This window comes from Paenisporosarcina sp. TG20 (genome assembly GCF_000286315.1).
Lineage (GTDB): Bacteria > Bacillota > Bacilli > Bacillales_A > Planococcaceae > Paenisporosarcina.
Window position 1 is genome coordinate 1 of sequence record NZ_ALJG01000255.1, and the last position, 14,039, is coordinate 14,039.

The 14,039-nt window shown below is 34.9% G+C and carries 10 protein-coding genes and 2 pseudogenes; 9 read left to right on the forward strand and 3 right to left on the reverse strand.

The window, feature by feature from the left end; genetic code table 11:
- Positions 1-180: 180 nt before the first annotated feature.
- Together B371_RS0106940 and B371_RS0106945 are read right to left on the reverse strand one after the other, a co-directional pair.
- A complete protein-coding gene (locus tag B371_RS0106940; protein ID WP_019413580.1) occupies positions 181-1,902 on the reverse strand; it encodes an ABC transporter ATP-binding protein in 1,722 nt (573 codons plus the stop codon).
- Between the two features lie 681 nt (positions 1,903-2,583).
- Positions 2,584-3,105 (reverse strand): YceI family protein, encoded by a 522-nt coding sequence (locus tag B371_RS0106945; RefSeq protein ID WP_019413581.1) that lies wholly within the window; start codon positions 3,103-3,105, stop codon positions 2,584-2,586.
- A gap of 474 nt (positions 3,106-3,579) precedes the next feature.
- On the opposite strand from B371_RS0106945, the gene murB reads away from it, so the two are divergent.
- The 7 genes and pseudogenes from murB to lepB all read left to right on the forward strand — a co-directional run bounded on the left by murB (position 3,580) and on the right by lepB (position 10,833).
- Positions 3,580-4,494, forward strand: a complete 915-nt coding sequence (gene murB / locus B371_RS0106950; RefSeq protein WP_019413582.1) for a UDP-N-acetylmuramate dehydrogenase — start codon at positions 3,580-3,582, stop codon at positions 4,492-4,494.
- Between the two features lie 100 nt (positions 4,495-4,594).
- On the forward strand, positions 4,595-5,896 hold the full coding sequence (locus B371_RS0106955) for a potassium/proton antiporter (RefSeq protein WP_019413583.1): 1,302 nt from the start codon (positions 4,595-4,597) through the stop codon (positions 5,894-5,896).
- Positions 5,871-7,802 (forward strand): annotated as a pseudogene (locus B371_RS21445) (Tn3 family transposase); the annotation flags it as partial. The gene B371_RS0106955 and the pseudogene B371_RS21445, both read left to right, overlap by 26 nt.
- Before the next feature lie 531 nt (positions 7,803-8,333).
- Positions 8,334-8,471 carry an IS3 family transposase gene (locus B371_RS24455; protein WP_083844953.1) on the forward strand — a complete coding sequence of 46 codons (138 nt, stop codon included), beginning with the start codon at positions 8,334-8,336 and terminating at the stop codon, positions 8,469-8,471.
- Between the two features lie 397 nt (positions 8,472-8,868).
- The gene (locus tag B371_RS0106965; RefSeq protein ID WP_019413585.1) at positions 8,869-9,387 is read left to right on the forward strand and encodes a hypothetical protein; all 519 of its coding nucleotides are present in this window, start codon (positions 8,869-8,871) and stop codon (positions 9,385-9,387) included.
- 24 nt (positions 9,388-9,411) lie between these two features.
- Positions 9,412-10,056 (forward strand): hypothetical protein, encoded by a 645-nt coding sequence (locus tag B371_RS0106970; protein WP_019413586.1) that lies wholly within the window; start codon positions 9,412-9,414, stop codon positions 10,054-10,056.
- A 135-nt stretch (positions 10,057-10,191) separates the two neighbouring features.
- On the forward strand, positions 10,192-10,833 hold the full coding sequence (gene lepB, locus B371_RS21450) for a signal peptidase I (RefSeq protein ID WP_019413587.1): 642 nt from the start codon (positions 10,192-10,194) through the stop codon (positions 10,831-10,833).
- A 283-nt stretch (positions 10,834-11,116) separates the two neighbouring features.
- Here lepB and B371_RS23980 read toward each other — a convergent pair.
- Positions 11,117-11,491 (reverse strand): annotated as a pseudogene (locus tag B371_RS23980) (IS5/IS1182 family transposase); the annotation flags it as partial.
- Positions 11,492-12,071: 580 nt separating this feature from the next.
- Between B371_RS23980 and B371_RS23420 the strand changes: the two are divergent.
- Both B371_RS23420 and B371_RS22400 read left to right on the forward strand, forming a co-directional pair.
- A complete protein-coding gene (locus tag B371_RS23420) occupies positions 12,072-12,242 on the forward strand; it encodes a hypothetical protein (RefSeq protein ID WP_019413589.1) in 171 nt (56 codons plus the stop codon).
- 132 nt (positions 12,243-12,374) lie between these two features.
- A complete protein-coding gene (locus B371_RS22400; RefSeq protein WP_019413590.1) occupies positions 12,375-13,667 on the forward strand; it encodes a DUF3238 domain-containing protein in 1,293 nt (430 codons plus the stop codon).
- The last annotated feature ends 372 nt before the right edge of the window (positions 13,668-14,039 follow it).

Below are 14,039 nucleotides of genomic sequence, written 5' to 3' on the forward strand. Positions count from 1 at the left end.
ATTAAATCATCACGGATTCAGGACTGAGTGAGCGGAAAGTAGTTCTGAGTGAGCGAAAACCAGTTCTGAGTGAGCGGAAATCTAATCTGAGTGAGCGTAAAGTTCTAAGTGGATGAAAAGTATAAACTTTCTACACAATTTGTCAACTTAAAAAGGAGTTAATCGTACTGAGTAACTCCTTTAAGTTAACCCTTGTCCTAAAGCAAACTCTTTGTACAACTTATGAGAATCAAACAGCTCACTATGTGTTCCTGAACCGGTAATTTGTCCACCTTCTAATACTAGTATTTGATCTGCATGTAGAACTGTAGCCAAACGGTGTGCAATGACTAAAGTTGTTCTACCTTTCATGAGCAATTGCAAAGCGTCTTGAACTAAAATCTCTGAACCACTATCTAAATTTGATGTTGCTTCATCAAGTAATAAGATTTGTGGATTGTATAATAATGCACGAGCTATAGCTATTCGCTGACGTTGACCACCTGATAATTTCATGCCGCGCTCCCCAACTAGTGTCTCGAAGCCTTGGGGAAGATTCTCTATAAACTCCCAAGCATTAGCTGCAATGGCTGCTTCTTTAATTATTTCGAATGGTGGATTTTGTTTAAAACCGTATGCGAGATTGTCTAAAATAGAACCACTCATTAACGGACTTTCTTGAGATACATAACCGATTCGTCCACGCCAATCCCCTAAAGGTAAATTAGTTATGTCTGTATTTCCAATATAAATTGTTCCACTCTCTGGTTCATAAAAACGTTCTAACAAAGAGAAAATCGTTGTTTTTCCGCCTCCACTGGGACCAACAAATGCCGTTACTGTCCCAGGTGTTGCTTCAAATGTTACATCTGTTAGTATTTTCTTGTCTTCTGAATAAGAAAAGTAAACCTGTTCAAATCGAAGGGATTCTTTATTAATCACTGGAGATCCGGTAATTGATTCATGGTCTAGCTCCAACATGCCTTGAATTCGTTCCGTTGCACCGACTGCTTTTTGATAAGCTGTGAAGAATGAAGCCATTTGAGCAAATGGCACAACTATTTGAAACAAGTAAAAAATAATGGCGACGAGGGAACCAGGAGACAATTGTCCATTTGAAACTTGCATGCCACCATAACCTAAAATCACAACAAGAATCCCCATCATAATTAACGTCATGATAGGTGAAATAATGGATTGAATGCGTGCTTCTTTCAAACCGAATTGAAACAATTTCCCGATCGCTTGATCACCTTTGACACTTTCCGTTTCTTCTGCACGGTACGCTTTGACCAAACGAATATCTGACAAAACTCGACCTAGTAAACCAGAGAATTGAGCCATTTCTTCTTGTGTACCTTTTGCTACTTTATGCATTTTTCGACCTAAAGGTATGATAACCGCCATGGCAAGTGGTACACTCACGAGCAAAATTAATGTCATTTTCCAATCAATAAAGAACAATATGATGACTGATCCAATAACTGAAATAATCCCCGATACAAACGTAACCAAATGACCTGTTATCAGTTGCTTTAATATCGAGGTATCTTGAGTAATCCGGCTCATTGTTTCACCGGTTTCTTGCGAATCATAGTACGGAACCGGTAAGCGCAAAACTTTACGCCATAGCTTCGACCGTAAGTCGGCAACAATCGTTTCGCCTATAAAAGATAATAGATAATAGGATATACCGCCTGCGATTGCTTGAAATACGAAGACAATTAGCAATAAGGTGATTAAACGCCAATCAAAATTCGTAGTTGTTAAAGAATCAACTAAATCTTTTGTAACCAGTGGAATAATTAAACCGGTAATCGTCTCGGCTAAAGCTAAAAGGACGGCAAAGACTGTAATACCTATAGGCCATTTTAATGTGCGAATCAGTTGGATGAACTGTTTCGAAGAAGTTTTTTTAGTCAAACAATTAATCGTCCCTTCATAAAATAGGTATATGAAACTTTTTCTTATTAATTATAATTCAACGAACAATATTACGCGCTATTTCAACAATGTACAAGAAAACATGTTTAAAATCAGATAACTGAATCAATTTCATAATAAAAAATCTATCAATAAAATCCGAACAAAGTTGATTTCTGCTCCATGCAGACGCTTCTCGTGGGGCATGGTTTCAATTTCCACGGGTCAACAGGATGTTGGCCCGCGAAGACGTTGACTCGCGACGTGGCGTTCTTAGCCTTCGTTCCATTGTGACCCTGCGGTTACTTGTCGCAAAGATACTGGCTTTTGGCCAGCATCTTTCCTGCGGGGCTTTCAGCTCGTGCTGTTATACTGGAGTCGCCGCCTTGCGCTACAATCAAACGATACCTGTTTAAAATAAAAGGATTATTATCGAATTGAGGCGTTATGAAATTGACTCAACTTTAAAATTAAATATTCAAAACTAGGAAATTCACGGGTTTTTACTGTAATTTGATTCAGCCTGTTTTAATCGTTTTCTCCCTAAACTATATGTACATCAAAAAAGGAACTCCTCTTATGAGAGAAGTTCCTTTTCGATTTCATAGTATAAAATTCTATAGATGTTCTGACGTCAAAGGAGTTATGCTGATCAGTTTACCCTTTTTTAATTAACTATTTTTATGCTGGATTAGCTTGAATATCAAGTGTAATTTTAATATCTTCACCAACTAAAACTCCACCTGTTTCAAGAGCCTGGTTCCAAGTTAAGCCAAATTCTTTACGATTAATTTTGGCTTCTGATGTAAAGCCAACCACTTCCTGGCCCCATGGGTTTTTGCCGCTGCCTTCATATACAGCTTCAAATACAACAGGTTTAGTTACATCTTTAATTGTTAAATTACCTGCGATTTCATATTCATCGCCTTTTTTAGTAATGTCATTTGCAACAAATTTAATTTCTGGATAATTTTCAATGTCAAAGAAATCAGCTGAACGAAGGTGATTATCACGATCTTCGCTCCCAGTATTAATGCTAGCCACTTTAATGTTAAAAGCAATATTTGCACCAGTTAAATCAGTTTCGTTTGCTTCAACTTCAGCACCAAAATCACCGAAATTTCCACGTACTTTAGAAACCATCATATGTTTTACTTGAAATCCAATGCTTGAGTGAGAAGCGTCTATGTTCCATTTTTTCATTTTAAATTCCTCCAAATTGGTTTTTAGTTCTATAAAACACTATATGCGACATTTATCTTGAGGTCAATATATATGAATTAAATTATCTTCAAATTAGGATATATTTTTTGTGTCAATTTACTTTATTCTCGTTCTTTTCATTCTATTCCCATTCTATTAATCTTTAATCCTCTTCGGTTGTAATATTTATTAAGTTTTACAGTAAATTGTTAGTGTGGCTAATACCAGAATTACTTATCTTATTATCTGGTTTATAATAAAAGTAAATAAACAACATTTTGAGATATGGGTGTCATAATAGAGGATATTATAAAATTACAGGCAGAACTGCCTGCAAAAATTAAATGTAGAAAAGTTATAAATTGTAACAATTAGTATGGTACGTATAGTTATCTTGATAATTCACTTGTCAAATACGTCTTCAATACGCATACTATGTAATGAAATGAGTTAAACGAAAGGATTTGGCTTTTCATGACTAAAGAGCGTTGGCTTAATGAGTTAACAACAAAACTTCAAAAAGATTGTGTCAAAATAGATGAACCTCTTAACTTGCATACGATGACGAAAATGGGTGGGAGGGCTGATTTATTTGTAACCCCGACCACACAAGAAGAAACAATTTTTGTTGTTTCGTATGCTTATCAAAGAAAAATCCCATTATTATTACTCGGTAATGGTTCTAATATGGTAGTGCGAGATGGTGGTGTACGTGGTATTGTTTTAAATTTATCAAAGTTGAATTTAATTGAAATTAATGGAACTCGTATTTACGCACAAAGTGGTGCAGATATTATCGATGTCTCTAAAGCTGCAGCAAAGGAGACGTTAACGGGACTAGAATTTGCCTGTGGAATTCCCGGTTCTGTTGGTGGTGCGATGGTTATGAATGCTGGAGCATACGGTGGCGAGATAAAGGACGTCATTTTCCAAACGACAGTATTAACTGAAGAAGGTGTGAAGTTAGTGTTATCGAAAGAAGAGCTTGAGTTAGAATATCGTAATAGTGTTATTGCTAAAAAAGGATATTACGTGTTGTCAGCTGAGTTCGACTTAGAATGTGGAAATCAATTAACAATTGATGCAAAGGTAGCAGATTTAACATATTTACGCGAATCCAAGCAACCTTTAGAATATCCATCTGCAGGTAGTGTTTTTAAACGTCCCCCTGGTTATTTTGCAGGAAAGTTAATTCAAGATTGTGATTTACAAGGTAAGGGATTTGGTGGTGCTGAAGTATCAATGAAGCATGCTGGATTTATTGTAAATAAAAATAATGCTACGGCTACAGACTATATTCAAACGATTGAAATGGTTCGTAAAACAGTTCAAGAAAAATTTGATGTCTCTTTGGAACTTGAAGTGAAAATCGTTGGAGAAGGCGAATAAATTAACCCTCGAATTTTAAAATTCGAGGGTTTTTACGTGTATGTAATAGTAATTGCATTTAAACTTAAGAAACAACTTTAGCTACAGACAGGAGAATCTAATGGAAAATATTTCAACAGACTTTAATATATTACTTGTAGGAATTTTTCTTCTATGTGGAGCTATAATGACGAAGTTTTCTGCTAGAGCAGGTATACCGGCTCTAATTTTGTTCATGTTTTTAGGTATGTTTTTAGGTAGTGATATTACAGGACTAATCTATTTTTCTAATGAAAAAATTGCACAATTAGTCGGTATTGTTGCACTTATTTTAATACTATTTGAAGGTGGTCTTCAAACCCAATGGAAACACGTACGTCCAGTACTTAAAGGGTCAATCGTGCTTGCAACACTTGGGGTTGTGTTAACGACATCTATTGTTGCGATTGCAGCTCGCTATGTATTGGGTATTGGGTGGGTAGAAGCTTTTCTTCTAGGATCTATTGTAGGTTCGACCGATGCAGCAGCTGTTTTTTCTGTATTATCCGGTAAAAATATAAAGCAAAAACTTACTTCAACATTAGAAGCTGAATCAGGAACGAATGATCCAATGGCAATGTTTTTAACCATTATCTTTATTGAGTGGATTCTGATGCCTGACTTATCCGTATGGTCTATTGTCGGTATGTTTATTATGCAAATGGGACTGGGATTAGTCTTCGGATTTGGCCTTGGCTATATCGCATCTAAAACGATAAATAAGATTAAATTAGATGCCAGTGGACTTTATGCTGTGTTGTCAGTGGGATTTGCAATTTTTATTTATAGTTTAACTGCAGTGTTAGGTGGAAGCGGTTTACTAGCGGTGTATATAGCAGCTTTGGTTATTGGAAACCGAGAATTAACACAAAGTCATTCAATTTTAAGTTTTCACGAAGGGTTTGCTTGGTTAATGCAAATTACCATGTTCGTGATTTTAGGACTATTGGTATTTCCAAGTGACCTTGCCCAATGGGATCTTATCTGGAAAGGACTTATTCTTTCCTTTGTTTTAATTGTGATTGCTAGACCGGTTGCGGTATTTGTCTCCACTATTTTCTTTCCGTATACTGTGAAGGAGAAATTGTTTATGTCATGGGCTGGACTTCGCGGTGCGGTTCCAATCGTTCTTGCTACATTTCCTATGATTGCTGGAATTGATAACAGTACATTATATTTCAATATCGTATTCTTTATTGTTTTGAGTTCAACCTTATTGCAAGGATCTACTATTCCTTTAGTTGCAAAGCTATTAGGACTAAACGGTCCCCCTGTACCAAAGCGTATTCACTCGTTAGAACTTGTATCAATGGATCGGGCCAATGCAGAAATGTTGGAATTCGAAGTTTCCGAATCCGAAAAGGGAAGGGTTAGATGTCTTTGAGGTTTTAGAATCCGTTATTGAATGGAATTCCTTTGTATCTTCCGTAGAAGAAGCTCAGGAACTAGCACGTCCTGTCGACTATGATTATTTAGACTTATTGAAAAAGCGCTTTTATTCCCTTCGGAAATATACACCGACACTATTGAGAGTTCTGGAGTTTCATTCTACCAAGTCAAATGAATCACTTTTGCAGGCTGTCGGGATTATACGAGAAATGAACGATTCTGGAAAGCGAAGAGTGCCTGTTGAGGCACCTATCGATTTTGTTTCAAATCGTTGGAAAAAGCACTTATATGAGGATGATGGTACTACAATCAATCGTCACTATTACGAAATGGCTGTATTGACAGAATTAAGAGAGCATGTTCGAGCTGGAGATATATCTATTGTGGGTAGTAGACAATATAGAGACTTTGAGGAATATTTATTTTCAGAAGATAATTGGAACCAGTCCAAAGAGAGTACGAGGTTATCAGTTAGTTTATCATTCGAAGAGTATATGATTGAGAGAACCAAAAGTCTTCATGAACGTCTAAAATGGCTATCTGTCAATTGGGATAAGCTAGATGGAGTTTCACTTAAAGAAGGGAAACTTTCAATTTCACGGTTAGAGAAAGATGTTCCAGAGGAAGCAAAAAAATTTAGCGCAAGTCTTTATCAGATGCTACCGAGGATAAAATTAACGGATTTGCTCATGGATGTTGCTCAGATAACAGGATTTCATGAACAATTTACTCATGCTTCCAATAATCGAAAACCTGATAAAGAAGAAGGCATCATTATCATGGCAGCCCTTCTAGGAATGGGCATGAATATTGGGTTAAGCAAGATGGCCGAAGCCACTCCCGGCCTTACATATAAGCAATTGGCTAATGTAGCTCAATGGCGAATGCATGAAGATGCGATGAATAAAGCCCAAGCTGTATTAGTGAATTTTCATCATAAGTTAGAATTGTCTTCCTATTGGGGAGACGGTACGACCTCTTCGTCGGATGGAATGAGAATGCAGCTAGGCGTTGCATCATTACATGCTGATGCAAACCCTCATTACGGAACAGGAAAAGGAACTACCATCTATCGATTTACGAGTGATCAATACTCTTCTTACTACACAAAAATCATTCACACTAATTCAAGAGACGCAATTCATGTTCTAGATGGCTTATTACATCATGAGACTGATTTAAACATAGAAGAACATTTTACAGACACAGCTGGTTATACAGATCAAATTTTTGGATTGACCCATCTATTAGGCTTTAAGTTCGCTCCAAGAATAAGGGATTTATCAGATTCAAAGCTTTTTACAGTAGACAAAGCAAGCGAATATCCAAAATTAGAGTCTATTTTACGTGGTCAAATAAATAAAAAAGTGATTAAAGAAAATTATGAGGATGTTCTGCGGTTAGCACATTCCATAAGAGAAGGAACTGTTTCAGCCTCACTTATTATGGGGAAATTAGGCTCCTATTCTAGACAAAATAGTTTAGCCACAGCTTTACGTGAGATGGGAAGAATAGAAAAAACAATTTTCATTCTTAATTACCTTTCTAGTGAATCTTTAAGAAGAAAAATTCAAAAAGGTTTAAATAAAGGAGAAGCGATGAATGGTCTCGCAAGAGCTATTTTCTTTGGAAAACAAGGAGAACTTCGGGAACGAACCTTACAACATCAGTTACAAAGAACCAGTGCCTTAAACATACTTATTAATGCTATAAGTGTTTGGAATACTTTACATCTGACAAAAGCTGTGGCACATCAAAAAAGTGTAGGTGATTTTAATGAAGACTTGCTGCATCATACATCCCCTTTAGGATGGGAGCATATTAACTTACTGGGAGAATACCATTTTAATTCGGAGAAGGTTGTTTCGGTAGATTCTTTAAGATCATTAAACCTTTCTTAGCGTTGTAAAAAACAGGGGAATCGTCTTGAAAAAGTGCTTAACGTTGTAAATCCGCATTTTCCTGACGGTACCCCAAACAGGAAATCCGAGAGGTTGAATAAGCTTATAGACATCCATTCAAAATAAGCGCAACCTTCATATAAACCGATGATTTCTGCGCCAAACGATGAGTCCTATCGCAATGTGCTCAATCGTGAATTCAAAGTGGACGAAGAAGTTTCGGTCCTCGTGAACAATCTTACATATGTGAAAGTAGGTAAAAGCTGGAATTACATTTGTTTCTTAATTGATTTATATAACCGTGAAATTGTTGGTACGCGTAGGAGAGCGCAAAGACTCAGCCATAGTTCAACGCGCATTCGCATCGGTTAAACGAGATCTGGGGAACGTAAAAGTCTTTCATACCGACCGAGGTTCAGAGTTTAAAAACAATCGATGAGTTATTACAAACACACAAAGTTGAAAGGTCATTAAGTCAAAAGGGTAACCCTTCAATGCGGTAGTAGAAGCCAAGTTTAAAATTCAGAGTTCATCAACGGGAGGTACTTCCCAACCCTTAAACAGCTCGCTCTTGAACTATTTGATTACGTCAGTTGGTACAATAACAAAAGATCACATAGTACACTTAGCTATTTGAGTCCAGTTGCATACAGTAACTTAGCCCTTTAATAAAGTCGATTGATTTAGTGTTGGCTATCCATATCTTCTAAGTCCATGCTTTTTAATTCACAAAACCGCTTAATATCTCCCCCTAAATCCCTCCATCAGGCTCAACGATTTCGGAAACATAACCTATATATTCATAATCGATATAAGACTTAAAAATCAAATTATACTTGATTAAAATATCTAAATAGTCTTTCATCTCATAGTCGGTTAAATTCAAATTCTTTTGTATCAAAGATAATAAAAACAATTCTTTGCATATGTATTAATTATTAAAAAGAATATCGAAGTGTGATAATTTAAATTTTTCGAAATAATAGTTGCATTTAATAGAAATGGTATACTATAATCAAATTGGAAATATATTACCGCTAATTCAAAAGTTTGGGAGGATTGTATAATGAAGAACAAATTTGGAAAGACATTTATTTTCGCCTTAATTTTCTCTTTAGTTTTTTCAGTTTTAGGTTATCAACGTCTAAGTAATGCAGGCACACACACAATCATAGGAACACAAGGGTATTGTCCTCCAGGTGAAGATTGTAGTGCTTATTATGCTAATCATTTTACTGCTCAGTTTCAAACTCATAACTATGCTGCAAACCCAACTACCTACTTAGAATCCGATTGGTTTAAATTGACTCAAAATAAACCTGCCAATACAAACGGAGATCAATGGGGTTTAATGACATTATATGTATATTCTCAAGGTGAACAAGTGGTTAAGGATATAAGTCAGGCTTCAAATCTTAGAAGAGAAGTAAATTCATCATACTGGGTTACTATTAATCGGAAAGTTCCAATGCGTAAAGGAAATAATCGTGTTGATTTTCATATAGGATACGTTGTGTATTATCCAAGTGGCGTTTTGTATAAACGTTTCTATCCTGTCTTGTCAAAAACAAATGTTACTACTTGAATAGTTTAATAGGAGGAAATTAAAATGAAAAAATTAATATCAGTTTTACTTCTCTTCTCCCTTGCTGTATTCGTTATTGGTTTTACTAATAACAGTAGTTATGCAGGTAATTTCGATCCTGTAGAAGGTCATAGCTATAAGATTATCCAGTCCGTTCCAGGTTTTAGCAAAAAACAAACTGTTATAGTAAATGTAGATAAAAATGGTAACTTCTATAAAGAGGTTATTAGCGGTCCGGATAAAGGGAACTTCGAGGTTTGGTCTGGTGATGAGTTTTTTAGATTTATGAAAGAGCCTAATGATTTGATGGTGATAACGAGTAAAGAACATTCAGATGTCCCTGTTCTTTCACATGAATTTTTAAGTGAAAGTACCAGTGAACAAATAATTAAAGATATAAATAATGGGCAATTAAAAAAGGCTTTGTTAAAACCATCAGAGTATGAGAAAAGCACGAGAATGGACAAAGGAATGAGAAAAGAAAAGATTACTATTGACAAAAACTTCAATCGTCCTGCTAAATATGTATTGGAATTTGAAGAAAAAGAAGAAGTTTACTTTGAAATTATTGAAGTAAAAGATTTTATAGACACAATTAATGCAAATGACTTCGTCAATATTGAAGAAATTCGAGAAAACGGCGGAACAATTACTGAAATTGAAAATTAAATATTTCCTTTTTCCTGCCGGTCCAAAGCCCGGCAGTTTTTTGTCCATTTTGTTCATAGAAAATTCAAAAAATAATGGATTTCCAACGATTTTATATTAGAAAATAATGGTATTATATTCATAAGGAGGATGGTTATGAAAAAACGATTACTATTGTTAGTTAGTTCTCTCTTCTTGCTCGTTGTATTAGCAGGCTGCCAAACAACACCTACAGACAATGCAGCCGAAGAGGAAGTAATTAAAGACGATGATACTAAAGAGGAAGTTGAATTTGTTGTGGAAAGCAATGATTCCTTTGTGATTACGTATGGTATTGAAAATATGGACCGGGGGAACCACGACTTTAATAATGACCACCAAGTTGTTATTGAAAAAACAAATGAAGTTCAGCGAGGCGATATCATTTACTTTAAGTACCCGGAAGATGATGGGCTACCTAAGTATAACCCCGATAATTACTTAGCAAGAGTTGTAGGATTAGCGGGGGAAACGGTCGAGATAAGAGATGGTCAGGTTTATATAAATAACCAAAAGCTTGAAACCTTTTATGCTGAAAGCAGAAGGTTGGGTATTAACAAAGAAGAGTGGTTTAAAGCAAGTACAACTTCCCCCCTTAAAGAAGCAGATTTCGAAGTAAATATTGAATCAATAAAAGTCCCTGAAACAGCCGTTTTCGTTCTTAGTGATGACTGGTTTAGAAGTGCAAGCAGCATAGACTTTGGGCCAATAGAGATTTCTCAGATAAAAGGAAAAGTGTTTGGTTACTTAAATAAATAAAGTTAGGGATCTCGAATGTTGAGATCTCTTTTTACTTCGTATCTCCATTGGCGTATGGGGGATTAATCTTAAACCAAGTTGAGTATTTAATACTTTAAAAAATCATTAGCTTTTTCTACAACTGGGCGAAGAATCTCTACTTCGTTTTGAATTTCTTGATAATATCTAAGCATTTGTAAATAACTCGGTTCATCCTTTTCTTGAGGTATTTCAACACTTCTAACCATTCATGTACTTTTTATTGATTTATGCTACCACCAGATCGATTGCTAGTCTTGATGCATTGTAAATAAGCATTGACTCTCTCTACTGGCTGAACGTTGCTTTATAGTATAGGGCCAATTTTAAGGAGCCTCTAGCTATAGAAGTATATTTACGAAGGTCTACTGACCTATTGGTTTTATAAACTTTTTGACACAGTGAGTCATCCTTTAACGGACAGGTCGCACATTCTTTGGGGCGAGAATATTTCAAGGATTCATATTTCGCGTCATAACTATCGTAACGATACGAATGTTCTTGCACGCAAGTGGGCGCAAAATGTTCATCAAAACCGAGTATCTAGCCTTCGTTGCGTGGGTTGTAAGCAATTGACTGCGTGAAGATTCATGCTACGTAGTTGCTGATAGATGGCTGTATAATCATATCCCTTATCCATAAGTCCTGCTTGAAAGGATTTGGGGAGTGCTCTATTTTTTTGTCATTTTGTACTTAGAGCCGCAAGGGTTCCGAATTATGAAATTAACTCACTACTATTAATAAATCCCATATAGGCCAGTTCGTAAAAATACACTTTTGCGAACTGGTTTAATTTACTAATATTTTGTCTTTATTTAGTTTGTAAAACTATAAAGAAATTATATGAACGCCCCTGTTTTGAAAGATAACTTTTACGAACGTTTTTATTAGAATAAAGTAGAATCTCAAAATGGGGTGTGAAAAAATGGATCATCCGGTGTTTACCGAGGCATTTTTTGTGGATTCTGATCGTGAAAGTCTATGGAATGCGTTTCTAAGACGTTTAGGGATTAAAGATTCCATTTATGGAATCCACCTGTGTTGAATCACAGCATTGAAAAACTCCAGAAATGTTAAATTCTCATAGTTTGTTATAATTCTGCGGGTTTCTTGGTTCCATTCTCCATAATTATATCTAATAACAAATTGACAGTTTAACATTAATAATGGTATATTATTCCTGCATAAATTTTCTGAATATTGGGAAGGTGGTGAATAAAATGAATCTAACATCGTTTACTGAGAAATTAATCGAAGATAAAGTAAAAGAAGTTGTAATGTGTGGAACAAAACGTACTAAACAAACAACAACAATGGAACTAGATAAAAAGGTAGAAATAAAAGAAAAATTACTGTCAATGGAGGGTTCCAAATTAATTTTAAAATTCTAGTTTATTTACTTTATAAGTTACGGGTAAAATAGTGAACATCTATTTTACTCTTTTTCAAGAAGGCGGAATAGATTTTATGAAATTGGAAGTAATAATGAATTCTATAAAAAACAAAAAAAGAGGGGTTTTCAAGTGAAAAAGTTAATTTTTACTCTAACAGTCTTTTTGTTATTAAGTTTAGTTTTTATATCATTTTCCACAAGTTCTATAGCTGCGTCAAAATATAAAAATTTCAATAATATAGAAGTGTCTGAAACAGAAAATGAATTGGAAGTGAGCTGGGAAAACAAAGAAGAGATTGACTATTATTTAGTAACTGATGAAAATGGAAACGTTTTATACAAGGGCAAGAAAAATAAATTTAAAATAAAAACCGGAATGAGCTCTGATGTTCACAACGTTTTTCTAAGCGGATATAAAGATGGCTTATTTAAGGAAAAGTCTATTCTTTATAGAACTAATGTTATTGCTTATTCAAAACTGGAAAAAAAGGGATTTAAGAAAGTGGTTGTTGCATCCAATCAAGTTAATCTGGAATGGGAGAAAGTAAAGGGTGCTTCTAAGTATTCCATTTATAAAGATGATGTTCTATTAGAAACGACAACTGACTCTACATTCGTTGATACTAATATTAATTCTTTAAAAGAGTCTACATATAGTGTAGTATCTTTTGTTAGTTTGAATAATAACCCCGACTTAGAAACACAAAATGATTTTTCAATTGATGATGATGCCAAACAATACTCGTATATTATCAGTGTTAATCCAAGCTTAATAGATAATGAAAGTAGTATCCAGCCAATGGCAATTTCGGATGGGGGGGACTCAACTAAATTTAGATTTATGACATTTATACAAACTAGCAGAACGACTTTGGAAGCATTAGGAAGTTCATGGGGATTTGATTCGTATTCTGGAGATAATAGATCTTTTGGATACAGTTATGGAGACAATCGAACTACGACACCTAAGTATAGAACAATGCAAGAGGTAGATATTCTTTTTTCAGAAAGAAGAGCAACATACTATGAAAATGTTGGTACAACACATAGATATGACGATTCAACCGGAGCATTAAAATGCACAGCTAGAGCATCATTAGCGAATACTTCTTTTGCAAATTACTTGTGGTCATCTACTTCTGTAGGCTTTAACATATATCTTTCAGCTTCCAATCCTTGTGAAACTGTCGCTCCAGCTATTGATGCAGTAGGCACTGTAAAACTATATAAGAGTTCTGGAACCGTAACAGGTACATCATATCTTTACTTAGAACATGATGGTTTTCCTGCATATGAAATTTATCGGAAAACAGGTTCTCTAGCGTCTAGAACAATTTATACTTACAATCCTTCTACCACTCCAGGAGCAGATCCGAAAAACTTATTTGCACCATTAGACAAGGCAGTGGAAGTAACAAATTAATATCTATTTTAATTTGTTGTTATCCAAGGAATAAATAGTTGATTATTTTGGATTTATTTACTAATCTTATCGTAATATATTTTTTTGAGGGAAGAGGTAATTGGAAATGTGGAAGTTAATATACGCAATAGTAATTTCTTTAGTATTTTTGGTAATTAGTTATTGTTATTCAATATCATTTGAAATAAAAGAAGAATACTTTTTTATTATTGGTGTTGTAATAGTTCCTATTCTCTATATCTTTGTCTACCTTCCGTTATCATTTTTCACAAAAAAGAAGGGTTATAAGAAAAGATTGGTTGTTTACTTAATTTCAATTATAGTTTCAGCTGTTATTTTTACTGGATTTTATCAAGCGTGTTGATTATGAAT